This is a genomic window from Streptomyces sp. NPDC047981 (assembly GCF_040653315.1).
In the GTDB taxonomy this organism is placed as follows: Bacteria; Actinomycetota; Actinomycetes; order Streptomycetales; family Streptomycetaceae; genus Streptomyces.
In genome coordinates this window covers 22,894-37,039 of sequence record NZ_JBEZNQ010000039.1, presented here as the reverse complement: position 1 = coordinate 37,039, position 14,146 = coordinate 22,894, and the positions used below count along the sequence as shown (strand labels likewise).

Annotated in this window: 8 protein-coding genes; 3 read left to right on the top strand and 5 right to left on the bottom strand. The window is 70.8% G+C overall.

Annotation, left to right across the window (positions count from 1 at the left end; translation table 11 throughout):
• Positions 1-53 precede the first annotated feature (53 nt).
• On the top strand, positions 54-3,125 hold the full coding sequence (locus tag AB0E14_RS23120; protein ID WP_362421154.1) for an NPCBM/NEW2 domain-containing protein: 3,072 nt from the start codon (positions 54-56) through the stop codon (positions 3,123-3,125).
• A 64-nt stretch (positions 3,126-3,189) separates the two neighbouring features.
• On the opposite strand, the gene AB0E14_RS23115 is transcribed toward AB0E14_RS23120, so the two are convergent.
• The 5 genes from AB0E14_RS23115 to AB0E14_RS23095 form a co-directional block, all read right to left on the bottom strand.
• Positions 3,190-4,263, bottom strand: a complete 1,074-nt coding sequence (locus AB0E14_RS23115; RefSeq protein WP_362421152.1) for a PAC2 family protein — start codon at positions 4,261-4,263, stop codon at positions 3,190-3,192.
• Positions 4,264-4,474: 211 nt separating this feature from the next.
• The gene (locus AB0E14_RS23110) at positions 4,475-6,079 is read right to left on the bottom strand and encodes a glycerol-3-phosphate dehydrogenase/oxidase (protein ID WP_362421149.1); all 1,605 of its coding nucleotides are present in this window, start codon (positions 6,077-6,079) and stop codon (positions 4,475-4,477) included.
• A gap of 6 nt (positions 6,080-6,085) precedes the next feature.
• Positions 6,086-7,612 carry a glycerol kinase GlpK gene (glpK, locus tag AB0E14_RS23105; RefSeq protein ID WP_362421147.1) on the bottom strand — a complete coding sequence of 509 codons (1,527 nt, stop codon included), beginning with the start codon at positions 7,610-7,612 and terminating at the stop codon, positions 6,086-6,088.
• A 37-nt stretch (positions 7,613-7,649) separates the two neighbouring features.
• Positions 7,650-8,435, bottom strand: coding sequence for an MIP/aquaporin family protein (locus AB0E14_RS23100; protein ID WP_362421145.1), 786 nt, complete (start codon positions 8,433-8,435; stop codon positions 7,650-7,652).
• A gap of 276 nt (positions 8,436-8,711) precedes the next feature.
• Entirely contained in the window at positions 8,712-9,479 is a 768-nt protein-coding gene (locus AB0E14_RS23095) for an IclR family transcriptional regulator (RefSeq protein ID WP_362421250.1), read from the bottom strand.
• Positions 9,480-9,781: 302 nt separating this feature from the next.
• Between AB0E14_RS23095 and metH the strand changes: the two genes are divergently transcribed.
• Complete coding sequence (metH, locus tag AB0E14_RS23090) at positions 9,782-13,291, top strand: methionine synthase (RefSeq protein ID WP_362421143.1); 3,510 nt, start codon at positions 9,782-9,784, stop codon at positions 13,289-13,291.
• A gap of 147 nt (positions 13,292-13,438) precedes the next feature.
• A complete protein-coding gene (locus tag AB0E14_RS23085) occupies positions 13,439-14,137 on the top strand; it encodes an HAD family phosphatase (protein WP_362421141.1) in 699 nt (232 codons plus the stop codon).
• Positions 14,138-14,146 lie beyond the last annotated feature (9 nt).

The window sequence follows — 14,146 nt, the reverse complement described above, 5'->3', positions numbered from 1 at the left end:
GCGGTTCCGTTTTGTCCTGGCCCTGGTGCTCGTTTCTGCGCTAAATACCCACCATGCAATCAACATTGCGCATGAAGGCTGCATTGGCCGGCGCCGTGCTCGGGCTCCTCGCGGTGTTCGCGGGCCCCGGCAGCGCCCAGTCCGCAGAGCCCCCCGCCGCCGAGCCCGCGCCGACCACCGTCGGGGACGTCACCGGCTTCCAGGCCGACGGCGCCGTCTACCGGCTGACCGCCGGCACCGCCCAGGCCCGCGTCAGCTTCGTCACCGACGAGACCTTCCGCATCGAACTGGCCCCCGACGGCACGTTCACCGACCCCACCGGGCAGGACATCGTCCAGCCGCAGGGCGCCCCGCCCCGCACCAACTGGCGCGACCGCGGGGACCGTTACGAACTCAGCACCGCCCGGGTCACCCTGCGGGCCTACAAGGCGCCGCTGCGCTTCGCCGCGTACCGCGCCGACGGCACCCCGCTCTGGTCCGAGACCACCGGCCTCAGCTGGACCCCGGAGCGCACCACCCAGTCCCTGGCCCGGGGCGCCGACGAGCAGTTCTACGGCGCCGGCATGCAGAACGGCCGCGGCAACACCTCGCACCGCGGCAAGACCGTCGAGGTCGGCGTCGACTACAACTGGAACGACGGCGGCCACCCCAACTCGGTGCCGTTCTACCTCTCCTCGGCCGGCTACGGCGTCTACCGCAACACCTACGCCCCCAACACCTACGCCTTCGGCGAGCCCGTCACCACGAGCGCGAAGGAACAGCGTTTCGACGCCTACTACTTCACCGGCTCGGGCTCCGACGCGCTCAAGGACGTCATCGGCCAGTACACGAACCTGACCGGCAAACCGTTCCTGCCGCCCGTCTACGGCCTGGAGATCGGCGACGCCGACTGCTACCTGCACAACGCCAACCGGGGTGAGCGCCACACCCTCGACGCGCTGAAGGTCGCCGACGGCTACGTCCAGAACGACATGCCCAACGGCTGGATGCTCGTCAACGACGGCTACGGCTGCGGCTACGAGGACCTCGCCGACACCGCGAACGGCCTCAAGGACCGCGGCATGCAGCTCGGCCTGTGGACCGAGGACGGCCTGGACAAGCTCGGCGAGCAGGTCAAGGCCGGGCAGCGGGTCGCCAAGCTCGACGTCGCCTGGGTCGGCCCCGGCTACAAGTTCGCCCTCGACGGCTGCAAGGACGCCTACGCCGGCATCGAGGCCCATTCCGACGCCCGCGGCTTCACCTGGGCCCCCGAGAGCTGGTCCGGCGCGCAGCGCTGCGGTGTCCAGTGGTCCGGCGACCAGTCCGGCACCTGGGAGTACATCCGCTGGCAGATCCCCACCTACGCGGGCGCCTCCATGTCCGGACTCGCGTACACCACCGGCGACGTCGACGGCATCTTCGGCGGCAGCGCCAAGACCTACACCCGTGACCTCCAGTGGAAGATGTTCCTGCCGGTCACCATGACGATGGACGGCTGGGCCGCCAACGACAAGCAGCCCTTCCGCTACGGCGAGCCGTACACCTCCATCAACCGCGACTACCTGAAGCTCCACGAGTCACTGCTGCCGTACATCTACTCGCACGCGCACCGGGCCACGAAGACCGGCGTCGGCCTCGCCCGGCCGCTCGTCCTGGAGTACCCGAACGACCCGAAGGCCGCCTCCGACACGGCCAAGTACGAGTTCCTCAGCGGCGAGGACTTCCTCGTCGCCCCCGTCTACCAGGACGCCGTCGAGCGGGACGGCATCTACCTCCCCGAGGGCACCTGGATCGACTACTGGAGCGGCCGCACCCATCAGGGCCCGGTCACCGTCGACGACTACAGCGCCCCGCTCGACACCCTGCCGCTCTTCGTCCGGGCCGGCGCCGCCGTCCCGATGTGGCCCGGCGGGATCCGCTCGTACACCGAGCGCACCCCCGGTTCCGCGCTCGCCTGGGACATCTACCCGCAGGGCACCTCGTCCTTCGAGCTGTACGAGGACGACGGCGTCACCCGCGCCCACCGCACCGGCCAGTACGCCACCCAGACCGCCGAGGTCCACGCGCCGCAGCGCGGCGCGGGCGACGTGACGGTACGGATCGGCGCGAGCAAGGGCTCCTTCGCGGGCAAGTCCACCGCCAGGCCCTACCAGTTCACCGTCCACACCGGCGACGCCCCGAGCAAGGTCTCGCTGGGCGGGCGCGCACTGCCGCGCCTCACCTCCAAGGCAGCCTACGAGGCCGCGGGGCAGGGCTGGTGGTACGACCGCGACGACCGCGGGGGAGTGGTGAAGGTCAAGACCGCCGCCCAGCCCACCGACCGCGCCTTCACCCTCGAACTGGAGGACACCAGCGCCGTCGGCGGAGCGGTCCCGGGCGCCGCGGCCACCGTCGCCGTCCCGGCCGGCCAGGAACTGGGCGCGGGAGCCCCCGGAACCGTCGCCGTCGACGTGACGGCCGGGACCAGGGACGCCACCGGCGTCGAGGTGTCGCTCACCGCCCCGGCCGGCTGGCAGGTCACCCCGGCCGCCCCGGTCGCGCGGATCCCGGCGGGCACCACCCGGCGGGTCGAGGTCTCGGTCACCCCGGCGAAGGACGCGAAGCCGGGCGAGGCCACGCTCACCGCGAGCGTCCGCCACCGCGCCGCGAACCAGGACCGGACCGCGGTCCAGCGCTTCGCCGTCGGGGTGATGCCCGAGCCGCCCTCGACCGCCGTCTGGGCGAGCGACCTGACCTGGCTGAAGTCCACCAACGGCTGGGGGCCGCCCGAACGCGACCGTTCCAACGGCGAGTCGGGCGCGAGCGACGGCCGGACCCTGACCCTCGCGGGCACCACCTACGAGAAGGGCATCGGCGCCCACGCCGACTCCGACATCGAGGTCTACCTCGGCGGCCGCTGCACCTCCTTCACCGCCGACGTCGGCATCGACGACGAGATCAACGGCTACGGAGAGGTGGCCTTCTCGGTCGAGGCCGACGGCACGGTCCTGTGGACCTCGCCGAAGCTGACCGGAGCGTCCGCGACGCTCCCCGTCCAGGTGGACGTGACCGGCGCCCGGCACGTCCGGCTGCGGATCACCGACACCAACGGCTCCAAGAGCGGTGACCACGGGGACTGGGCGGCAGCCCGCTTCGCCTGCGCCTGACGGGCGGACCGGGTACGCGAAGGGGGCCGCACCATGACCGGTGCGGCCCCCTTTCCCGTACGGCTCACTCGTCGTCGTCGCGGTCCTCGGAAGAGGGCTCCGGAGCGTCCTGCGCCTCCGGGGCATCGGGCGCGTCCGGGGCATCGGGGGCGTCCTGCGCCTCGGGCGGTGCCTCCGGTCCCGGCTGCTCCGGCTTCGGCGGACGGGTCCTGCCCCCGCCGGTGTCCCGCAGGTACGAGGTGTCCCCGCCCTCCGTGGCGACGCCCGGGCCGCCCTGGCCCGGGCCCTGCCCGGGGCCGCCGTCACGGCGCCGCAGATAGCGCTCGAACTCGCGGGCGATGGCCTCGCCCGAGGCCTCCGGCAGCTCCGCCGTGTCCCGCGCCTCCTCCAGCGTCTGGACGTACTCCGCCACCTCGCTGTCCTCGGAGGCGAGTTGGTCCACGCCCAGCTGCCACGCCCGCGCGTCCTCGGGCAGCTCGCCCAGCGGAATGCGCAGGTCGATCAGGTCCTCCAGGCGGTTCAGGAGCGCCAGGGTCGCCTTCGGGTTCGGCGGCTGCGAGACGTAGTGCGGCACGGCCGCCCAGAGGCTGACCGCGGGCACGCCCGCGTGCGTACAGGCCTCCTGGAGGATCCCGACGATGCCCGTCGGCCCTTCGTACCGGGTCTCCTCCAGGTCCATCGTCCGCGCCAGGTCCGGGTCGGAGGTGACCCCGCTGACGGGCACGGGCCGGGTGTGCGGGGTGTCGCCGAGCAGCGCGCCCAGGATCACCACCATCTCCACGCCCAGCTCATGGGCGAAGCCCAGGATCTCGTTGCAGAACGAGCGCCAGCGCATCGACGGCTCGATCCCGCGCACCAGCACCAGGTCGCGCGGCTTGTCGCCGCCGACCCTGACCACGGAGAGCCTGGTCGTCGGCCAGGTGATCTTCCGGGTGCCGTTGTCCAGCCAGACCGTGGGCCGGTTGACCTGGAAGTCGTAGTAGTCCTCGGCGTCGAGCGCCGCGAACACCTCGCCCTTCCATTCCCGGTCCAGATGGGCGACCGCGGTGGAGGCGGCGTCGCCGGCGTCGTTCCAGCCCTCGAACGCGGCCACCATGACCGGGTCGATCAGCTCGGGAACCCCCTCGAGCTCGATCACCCAGCGCCTCCTTTTCGACGTTCCTGCCGTACCTGTCGTTCCTCGTCGTACGGACCAACCTTACGGCTTTCCGGGGGCCCGTCCGCAGCCCTCGCGCACCACCGAAGGCCACGCGCGGCCTTGATCGACTACCCAGGAACTCCCCTCGGCACACGAACGGGTAAGGGGCGGTCTCCAGGGAGACCGCCCCTCACCTCAAAGGATCAGCGCGTCACTTGCGCAGCATCGCGTCGACCTGACCGCGGATCTCGTCCGTGGCCAGACCCCGGATCGTGAGCGTCGTACGGCGGCGCAGCACGTCGTCGGCGGTCTCCGCCCACTCGTGGTCCCGGGCGTAGGCGACCTGCGCCCAGATCTCCGGCGCGTCCGGGTGGACACGCCGGGCGAGCTCGGGGTTCTCGTTCGCCATCCGCGCGATGTCGAAGGCGAGCGAACCGTAGTGGGTCGCCAGGTGCTTGGCCGTGTCGGCCGCCATCCGAGGACCGGGGGCGGGGCCGTCGACGAGCAGCCGGTGCGCGACCGCGTTCGGGTTGGCTATGCCGGGCAGCGGGAGCCGCTTCGGCAGCGTCGTCACCGACTCGTAGTCCTCGCCCAGCGGGTGCCCCGGCAGGGACTCCAGCTTCCTCATGACCGTACGGCCGATGTGGCGGAAGGTCGTCCACTTGCCGCCGGCCACCGACAGCATGCCGCCGCGGCCCTCGGTGACGACCGTCTCGCGCTTGGCCTTGGAGGTGTCCCCGGGACCGCCCGGCAGCACCCGCAGACCCGCGAAGGCGTAGGTGATCAGATCGCGCGAGAGCTGCTGGTCGCGGATGGAGAACGCGGCCTCGTCGAGGATCTGCGCGGTGTCCTTCTCGGTCACCTCGACCTGGCCCGGGTCGCCCTCGTACGCCTCGTCGGTCGTGCCGAGCAGCAGCATGTCCTCCCAGGGGAGGGCGAAGGTGATGCGGTACTTGTCGATCGGGGTGGCAAGCGCGGCCTTCCACGGCGAGGTCCGCTTCAGGACCAGGTGCGCGCCCTTGGAGAGCCGGATGGAGGGCGCCGCGTTCGGGTCCTCCATCTTCCGCAGGTGGTCGACCCACGGGCCGGTCGCGTTCAGCACCAGGCGGGCGGTGACGCCGAACTCCTCACCGCTCGTGCGGTCCTTCAGCTCGGCGCCCGTGACCCGGCCGCGGGTGAAGCGGAGCCCGGTGACCTCGGCGTGGTTGAGGACGACGGCGCCGGCGTCGACCGCGGCGCGGACCGTCATCAGCGCCATGCGGGCGTCGTTCATCTGGTCGTCGCCGTACACGGCCACGGCCTTGAGGTTGTCCGTCCGCAGCTCCGGCACGTCCTGCGCGGCCTTGGCTGGGCTGAGCAGGTGCCCGACGCCGTCACCGAAGGCGGAGAGCGCGGAGTACGCGAAGACACCGGCGCCCAGCTTGGCGGCGCCGTGCGGGCCGCCCTTGTAGACGGGCAGGTAGAAGGTGAGCGGGTTGGCGAGGTGCGGCGCGACCTGGCGGGAGACCGCACGACGCTCGAAGTGGTTCTCCGCGACCAGCTTGACCGCGCCGGTCTGCAGGTAGCGCAGTCCGCCGTGGAGCAGCTTGGAGGAGGCGGAGGAGGTGGCGCCGGCGAAGTCGCCGGCGTCCACCAGGGCCACCCGCAGGCCCGACTGCGCGGCGTGCCAGGCGGTGGAGATGCCCAGGATGCCGCCGCCGATCACCAGGAGGTCGTACGTCGCCTTGGAAAGCTGCTCCCGAGTCTCGGCGCGGCTCGGCAGGGAACCGGCAGCCGGTCGCGTCCCCAGGGCGGGGACGCTCTGCAGGGTGGTCATGTCGATCTACTCCTCGTCCTCGATCCAGCCCATGGTCCGCTCGACGGCCTTGAGCCAGCTCTTGTACTCGCTCTCACGCTTGTCGGCGTCCATGCGAGGGGTCCATTCCGCCGCGCGGCGCCAGTTGGCGCGCAGGGCGTCGGTGTCCGGCCAGAAGCCGACGGCCAGGCCGGCGGCGTAGGCGGCACCGAGGCAGGTGGTCTCGGCGACCATCGGGCGCACGACCGGCGCGTCGAGGAAGTCCGAGAGGGTCTGCATCAGCAGGTTGTTGGAGGTCATGCCGCCGTCGACCTTGAGCGCGGTCAGCTCGACGCCGGAGTCCTTCGTCATGGCGTCGGTGATCTCGCGGGTCTGCCAGGCGGTGGCCTCCAGGACGGCACGCGCGATGTGCGCCTTGGTGACGTACCGGGTGAGGCCGGCGATCACACCGCGGGCGTCGGAGCGCCAGTACGGGGCGAACAGACCGGAGAAGGCCGGCACGAAGTAGGTGCCGCCGTTGTCCTCGACCGAGGACGCGAGGGTCTCGATCTCGGCCGCGGACTTGATCAGGCCCATCTGGTCGCGCATCCACTGCACCAGCGAACCGGTGACGGCGATGGAGCCCTCCAGGGCGTAGACCGGCTTCGCGTCGCCGATCTGGTAGCCGACGGTGGTCAGCAGGCCGCTGTAGGAGTTGATGATCTTGTCGCCGGTGTTCATGAGCATGAACGTGCCGGTGCCGTACGTGGACTTGGCCTCGCCCTCGGCGAAACAGGTCTGGCCGAACAGGGCGGCCTGCTGGTCGCCGAGCGCGGAGGCGACCGGGACGCCGTCCAGGACGCCGCCCTTGACGGAGCCGTAGACCTCGGCGGAGGAGCGGATCTCGGGCAGTACGGCGGCCGGGATGTCCATGGACTGCACGATGCGCTCGTCCCACGCCATGTCGTGCAGGTTCATCAGCATGGTGCGCGAGGCGTTGGTGACGTCGGTGACGTGACGGCCGCCCTCGACACCGCCGGTGAGGTTCCAGATGATCCAGGAGTCCATCGTGCCGAAGAGGATGTCGCCGCGCTCGGCGCGCTCGCGCAGGCCCTCGACGTTGTCGAGCAGCCAGCGGACCTTCGGGCCGGAGAAGTACGAGGCGAGGGGCAGACCGGTCTCGCGGCGGAAGCGGTCCTGGCCGACGTTGCGGCCGAGCTCCTTGCAGAGGGCGTCGGTGCGGGTGTCCTGCCAGACGAGGGCGTTGTGGACGGGCTCGCCGGTGTTCTTGTCCCAGAGCAGCGTGGTCTCACGCTGGTTGGTGATGCCGACGGCCTTGACGTCGGCGGCGGTGATGCCGGCCTTGCTGATCGCCCCGGCGACCACTTCCTGGACGTTGGTCCAGATCTCGGAGGCGTCGTGCTCGACCCAGCCCGGCTTCGGGAAGATCTGCTCGTGCTCCTTCTGGTCGACGGAGACGATCCGGCCGTCGGTGTCGAAGACGATGCAGCGGCTGGAGGTGGTGCCCTGGTCGATCGCGGCGATGAACGGGCCGGCGGTGTGTGCGTCGGTCATGGTGTGCTCCAAGGGAGAAGTCTGGAAGAAGGACGGCTCAGGCGAACGCGATGTTGTAGATACCCGCGGCGATCGCGCCACCCACCAGGGGGCCGACGACCGGGATCCAGGCGTAGCCCCAGTCGGAGCCGCCCTTGTTCGGCAGCGGCAGCAGGGCGTGCACGATGCGCGGGCCGAGGTCACGGGCCGGGTTGATCGCGTAACCGGTCGGGCCACCGAGCGAGAGGCCGATGCCGACCACGACGAACGCGGTGATCAGGGCGCCGATGACGCCAAGCCCCTTGCCGCTGTCGTTGAGGCCCTGGGTGAGCACCGCGAGGACCAGCACGACCGTGCCGATGATCTCGGTGGCCAGGTTCTGCCAGACCACTCGGACCTCGGGCCCGGTGGAGAAGACACCGAGCACCGGACCGGCCTTCGGCGCGGCCTTCTGGTCGACCATGCCCTCCTCGTGCGGCGAGGAGATGATCTCCTGGTCCGTGAGGTGGGCCTGGAACTGTCCGTAGTAGGCGATCCACACCAGGACCGCGCCGAGCATGGCGCCGAGCATCTGGCCCGCGAAGTAGACCGGAACGTTGCTCCAGTCCCCGTCCTTGAGGGCGATGCCGACGGTGACGGCCGGGTTCAGGTGGGCGCCCGAGAGGGTACCCGTCATGTACACGGCGGTCATGACCGCGAAGCCCCAGCCGAACGTGATGGCGAGCCATCCGGCGTTCTGAGCCTTCGAGCGCTTGAGCACCACGGCGGCGACGACGCCGCCGCCGAGCAGAATGAGTACGGCGGTACCAATGATCTCGCCGATGAAGATGTCGGAGCTGGACACCCGCGACTCCTTTGTCCTTCGTCCAGGGGAAGGCGAACCCCGGGTCCCTCCGGTGGTCCGCGCCCTCCTATGAGGGCGTTGCCGGCCCTTGGCACTGCCACACTCTAGCGCCTATTGCCGGTAGGTGTTCGGCAATGCCGACCGATGCACGGAAGTTTTGCCCTCTGGTTAACAGCGCGTCAAGGGCTCGGGGAACGAAAAACCCGCCGATAACGGGATCGTTACCGGCGGGTTGATCAGGTACTCCTGCCTGGGCGGACGCCCCGGCTCAGCGGCTCAGAAGCGCCCCGCGCCCAGGTCGCGGGAGACGGCGCGGGCGCAGTCCCGTACGGCCGCGACGAGTTCGGAGCGCAGCTCGCCGCCGTTGCCGCAAACACGCTCCACCGCGCCCGTGATGGCCACCGCGCCCACCGGCATCCGGCGCCGGTCGTGGATCGGCGCGGCCACCGAGGCCACGCCCTCCCAGGTCTCCTCCACGTCCGACGCCCAGCCCTTGGCCCGCGTGACGTCGAGCAGCGTCTCGAACTCCGTCAGGTCCGTGACCGTACGCGGCGTGAAGCCCTCGCGCGGCACCTCCAGGACCTCGCTGTGCGCCACCGGGTCGTACGCCGAGAGGACCTTGCCGAGGGCCGTGGAGTGCAGCGGCTGCATGGCCCCCACCTCCAGGACCTGCCGGCTGTCGTCCGGGCGGAAGACGTGGTGCACGATCAGCACGCCCTGTTGGTGCAGGACGCCCAGATGGACGCTCTCGCCGCTGGAGCGCGCCAGGTCGTCCGTCCACACCAGGGCCCGCGCGCGCAGTTCGTGCACGTCCAGATAGCTGTTGCCCAGGCGCAGCAGCTCGGCGCCCAGCTGGTAGCGGCCCGAGGCGGCCTCCTGCTCCACGAAGCCCTCGGCCTGCAGGGTGCGCAGGATGCCGTGGGCCGTGCCCTTGGCCAGGCCCAGGGAGGAGGCGATGTCGGAGAGGCCGAGCCGGCGCTCGCCGCCCGCGAGCAGTCGCAGCATCGCCGCCGCCCGTTCAAGCGACTGGATGTTCTTCGCCATCGCCCGGCCTTTCTCCCTGTCCATGTGTCCACGACCGCGGGGTCTCCCAGTGGATCCTGAAGGACAGGATCGCGTGGATCATGCTGTTCGACAATGCTGAACACTATCGGTCGATGTCGACCGTGCGTTACCTACACAGTGTCGGTCATGAACGGGTCCGACCGGGAGTCCCCGGGAGACAGGATGCCGTCCGCCCTGTGAAACGCGATGTCCACCCCGGCGTCCACGCGGTTACGCTGGCCCCGTGCACCCTCCACCGAGCGTGCAAAGCCGACAGCCGTCGCATCCCAGGGAGCTCATCCATGGCCTCGTCGCCGACCCCTTCCGTTGACAGCCGGACCCGCGCCGCAGCCCTCCGCGAGGCACTCGCGACCCGGGTCGTCGTGGCCGACGGAGCCATGGGCACCATGCTCCAGGCACAGGACCCCAGCCTCGAGGACTTCCAGAACCTCGAAGGCTGCAACGAGATCCTCAACGTCACGCGGCCCGACATCGTCCGCTCGGTGCACCAGGAGTACTTCGCCGCCGGCGTCGACTGCGTCGAGACCAACACCTTCGGCGCGAACCACGCGGCCCTGGGGGAGTACGACATCCCCGAGCGGGTGTACGAGCTGTCCGAGGCCGGCGCCCGGATCGCCCGCGAGGTCGCCGACGAGTTCACCGCCTCCACCGGGCAGCAGCGCTGGGTCCTCGGCTCCATCGGCCCCGGCACCAAGCTGCCGACCCTCGGCCACGCCCCGTACACCCTGCTGCGCGACGCCTACCAGCAGAACGCCGAGGGCATGCTCGCCGGCGGCGCCGACGCGCTGCTCGTGGAGACCACCCAGGACCTCCTGCAGACCAAGGCGTCCGTCATCGGCGCCCGCCGGGCCCTGGACTCCCTGGGCGTCGACGTGCCCCTCATCGTCTCCGTCACCGTCGAGACCACCGGCACCATGCTCCTCGGCTCCGAGATCGGCGCTGCGCTCACCGCGCTCGAACCGCTCGGCATCGACATGATCGGCCTGAACTGCGCCACCGGACCGGCCGAGATGAGCGAGCACCTGCGCTACCTCGCCCGCCACTCCCGCATCCCGCTGTCCTGCATGCCCAACGCCGGCCTGCCCGTCCTCGGCAAGAACGGCGCGCACTACCCGCTCACCGCCGGAGAGCTCGCCGACGCCCAGGAGACCTTCGTCCGCGAGTACGGGCTCTCCCTGATCGGCGGCTGCTGCGGTACGACCCCGGAGCACCTGCGCCAGGTCGTCGAGCGGGTGCGCGACCTCACGCCCACCGTCCGCGACCCGCGCCCCGAGCCCGGCGCCGCCTCGCTCTACCAGACGGTCCCGTTCCGCCAGGACACCTCGTACATGGCGATCGGCGAGCGCACCAACGCCAACGGTTCCAAGAAGTTCCGCGAGGCCATGCTGGACGCCCGCTGGGACGACTGCGTCGAGATGGCCCGCGACCAGATCCGCGAGGGCGCGCACATGCTCGACCTCTGCGTCGACTACGTCGGCCGCGACGGAGTCGCCGACATGGAGGAGCTGGCCGGCCGTTTCGCCACCGCCTCCACCCTGCCGATCGTCCTCGACTCCACCGAGGTCGACGTCATCCGGGCGGGCCTGGAGAAGCTCGGCGGCCGGGCCGTCATCAACTCGGTCAACTACGAGGACGGCGACGGGCCCGAGTCGCGGTTCGCGAAGGTCACCCGGCTGGCCCAGGAGCACGGAGCGGCGCTCATCGCGCTCACCATCGACGAGGAGGGCCAGGCCCGCACCGTCGAGAACAAGGTCGCCATCGCCGAGCGGATCATCGAGGACCTGACCGGCAACTGGGGCATCCACGAGTCGGACATCCTCATCGACACGCTCACCTTCACCATCTGCACCGGGCAGGAGGAGTCCCGCAAGGACGGCATCGCCACCATCGAGGCCATCCGCGAACTCAAGCGCCGCCGCCCGGACGTCCAGACCACGCTCGGCCTGTCCAACATCTCCTTCGGCCTCAACCCGGCCGCCCGTATCCTGCTGAACTCCGTCTTCCTCGACGAGTGTGTCAAGGCGGGCCTCGACTCGGCGATCGTGCACGCCTCCAAGATCCTGCCGATCGCCCGCTTCGACGAGGAGCAGGTCACCACCGCCCTCGACCTGATCTACGACCGGCGCTCGGAGGGTTACGACCCCCTGCAGAAGCTGATGGCGCTCTTCGAGGGGGCCACCGCCAAGTCACTGAAGGCCGGCAAGGCCGAGGAGCTCCTCGCCCTGCCGCTGGAGGAGCGCCTCAAGCGCCGGATCATCGACGGCGAGAAGAACGGCCTGGAGGCCGACCTCGCCGAGGCGCTCCAGGAGCGCCCCGCCCTGGACATCGTCAACGACACCCTCCTCGACGGCATGAAGGTCGTCGGCGAGCTGTTCGGCTCGGGCCAGATGCAGCTGCCGTTCGTCCTGCAGTCGGCCGAGGTCATGAAGACGGCCGTCGCCTACCTCGAGCCGCACATGGAGAAGTCCGACGCCGAGGGCAAGGGCACCATCGTCCTGGCCACCGTGCGCGGCGACGTCCACGACATCGGCAAGAACCTGGTCGACATCATCCTGTCCAACAACGGCTACAACGTCGTCAACCTCGGCATCAAGCAGCCGGTCTCCGCGATCCTGGAGGCCGCCGAGGAGCACTCCGCCGACGTCATCGGCATGTCCGGCCTGCTGGTGAAGTCCACGGTGATCATGAAGGAGAACCTGGAGGAGCTGAACCAGCGCGAGCTGGCCGCCAAGTACCCCGTGATCCTCGGCGGCGCCGCGCTCACCCGCGCCTACGTCGAGCAGGACCTGCACGAGATCTACCAGGGCGAGGTCCGCTACGCCCGCGACGCCTTCGAGGGCCTGCGGCTGATGGACGCGCTGATCGCCGTCAAGCGCGGCGTCCCCGGCGCCGAACTGCCCGAGCTGAAGCAGCGCCGGGTCGCCAAGCGCGACGTGCCGGTCCTCCAGGTGGAGGAGCCGGAGCCGGGCGGCCGCTCCGACGTCGCCGTCGACAACCCGGTCCCCACGCCGCCGTTCTGGGGCACCCGCGTGGTCAAGGGCATCCCGCTCAAGGACTACGCCTCCTGGCTCGACGAGGGCGCCCTCTTCAAGGGCCAGTGGGGGCTGAAGCAGGCCCGCGCGGGCGGCCCGACGTACGAGGAGCTCGTCGAGACCGAGGGCCGGCCCCGGCTGCGCGGCCTCCTGGACAAGCTGCACACCGAGAACCTGCTGGAAGCCGCCGTGGTCTACGGCTACTTCCCGTGCGTGTCCAAGGGCGACGACCTGATCATCCTCGACGACGCCGGCAACGAGCGGACCCGCTTCACCTTCCCGCGCCAGCGCCGCGGCCGGCGCCTGTGCCTCGCGGACTTCTTCCGCGCCGAGGAGTCCGGCGAGACCGATGTGGTCGGCCTCCAGGTCGTCACTGTCGGCTCGAAGATCGGCGAGGCCACGGCCAAGCTGTTCGCCTCCGACTCCTACCGTGAGTACCTGGAGCTCCACGGTCTGTCCGTGCAGCTCGCCGAGGCCATGGCCGAGTACTGGCACGCCCGCGTCCGCGCCGAACTCGGCTTCGCGGGCGAGGACCCGTCCGACGTCGAGGACATGTTCGCCCTGAAGTACCGGGGCGCGCGCTTCTCCCTCGGCTACGGCGCCTGCCCCGATCTGGAGGACCGGGCGAAGATCGCGGACCTGCTCCAGCCGGAGCGGATCGGCGTCCACCTCTCGGAGGAGTACCAGCTCCACCCCGAGCAGTCCACGGACGCCATCGTCATCCACCACCCCGAGGCGAAGTACTTCAACGCACGGTAGTCACCCCCGTCGGCACCCGCCCCGGGAGTAAATCCGCGCACCTCGCGTCATCCGGACGTACACTGGTCGGTCCAGTGCAGGCCGGTCGCCCCTCCCCGTACCGGGGAGGGAGACCGGCCTTCTCGTCCCTCCATGGAGGTGTGCCGGATGACCAGTACGGTCCCCGCGTCCCTTGTCCGCGCCAACGGAAGCTCCGCGCTGCAAGCGGTCTTCCTCGACATGGACGGCACCCTGGTCGACACCGAGGGCTTCTGGTGGGACGCGGAGGTGGAGGTCTTCGCGGACCTCGGACACCGGCTGGAGGAGTCCTGGCGCGACATCGTCGTCGGCGGCCCCATGACCCGCAGCGCGGGCTACCTGATCGAGGCCACCGGCGCCGACATCACCCTCGCCGAGCTCACCGTCCTGCTCAACGAGAAGTTCGAGCACCGCATCGGCCGGGGCGTCCCGCTGATGCCCGGCGCCGAGCGGCTGCTCGCCGAGCTGGCCCGGCACAACATCCCGACCGCCCTGGTCTCCGCCTCGCACCGACGCATCATCGACCGGATCCTCGCCACCCTGGGCCGCGACCGCTTCGCGCTCACCGTGGCAGGCGACGAGGTGCGGCGCACCAAGCCGCACCCCGAGCCCTACCTGACCGCGGCGAGCGGCGTCGGCGCCGACCCGGCGCTGTGCGCCGTCATCGAGGACACCGCGACGGGCGTCGCGTCCGCCGAGGCGGCCGGCTGCCGGGTCGTCGCCGTACCCTCCGTGGCCCCGATCGCCCCCTCCCCGGGCCGGGTCGTGGTCCGGTCCCTCGAGGACGTGGACGTGCCCTTCCTGCGCACGCTGATCACCGGACCCTGACCGGTTCGG

Bases quoted from the DNA above. Each gene is read 5' to 3' on its own strand.
- AB0E14_RS23110 (WP_362421149.1), bottom strand. From the start codon at position 6,079: ATGACCACCCTGCAGAGCGTCCCCGCCCTGGGGACGCGACCGGCTGCC.
- glpK (WP_362421147.1), bottom strand. From the start codon at position 7,612: ATGACCGACGCACACACCGCCGGCCCGTTCATCGCCGCGATCGACCAG.
- AB0E14_RS23120 (WP_362421154.1), top strand. From the start codon at position 54: ATGCAATCAACATTGCGCATGAAGGCTGCATTGGCCGGCGCCGTGCTC.
- AB0E14_RS23085 (WP_362421141.1), top strand. From the start codon at position 13,439: ATGACCAGTACGGTCCCCGCGTCCCTTGTCCGCGCCAACGGAAGCTCC.
- metH (WP_362421143.1), top strand. From the start codon at position 9,782: ATGGCCTCGTCGCCGACCCCTTCCGTTGACAGCCGGACCCGCGCCGCA.
- AB0E14_RS23095 (WP_362421250.1), bottom strand. From the start codon at position 9,479: ATGGCGAAGAACATCCAGTCGCTTGAACGGGCGGCGGCGATGCTGCGA.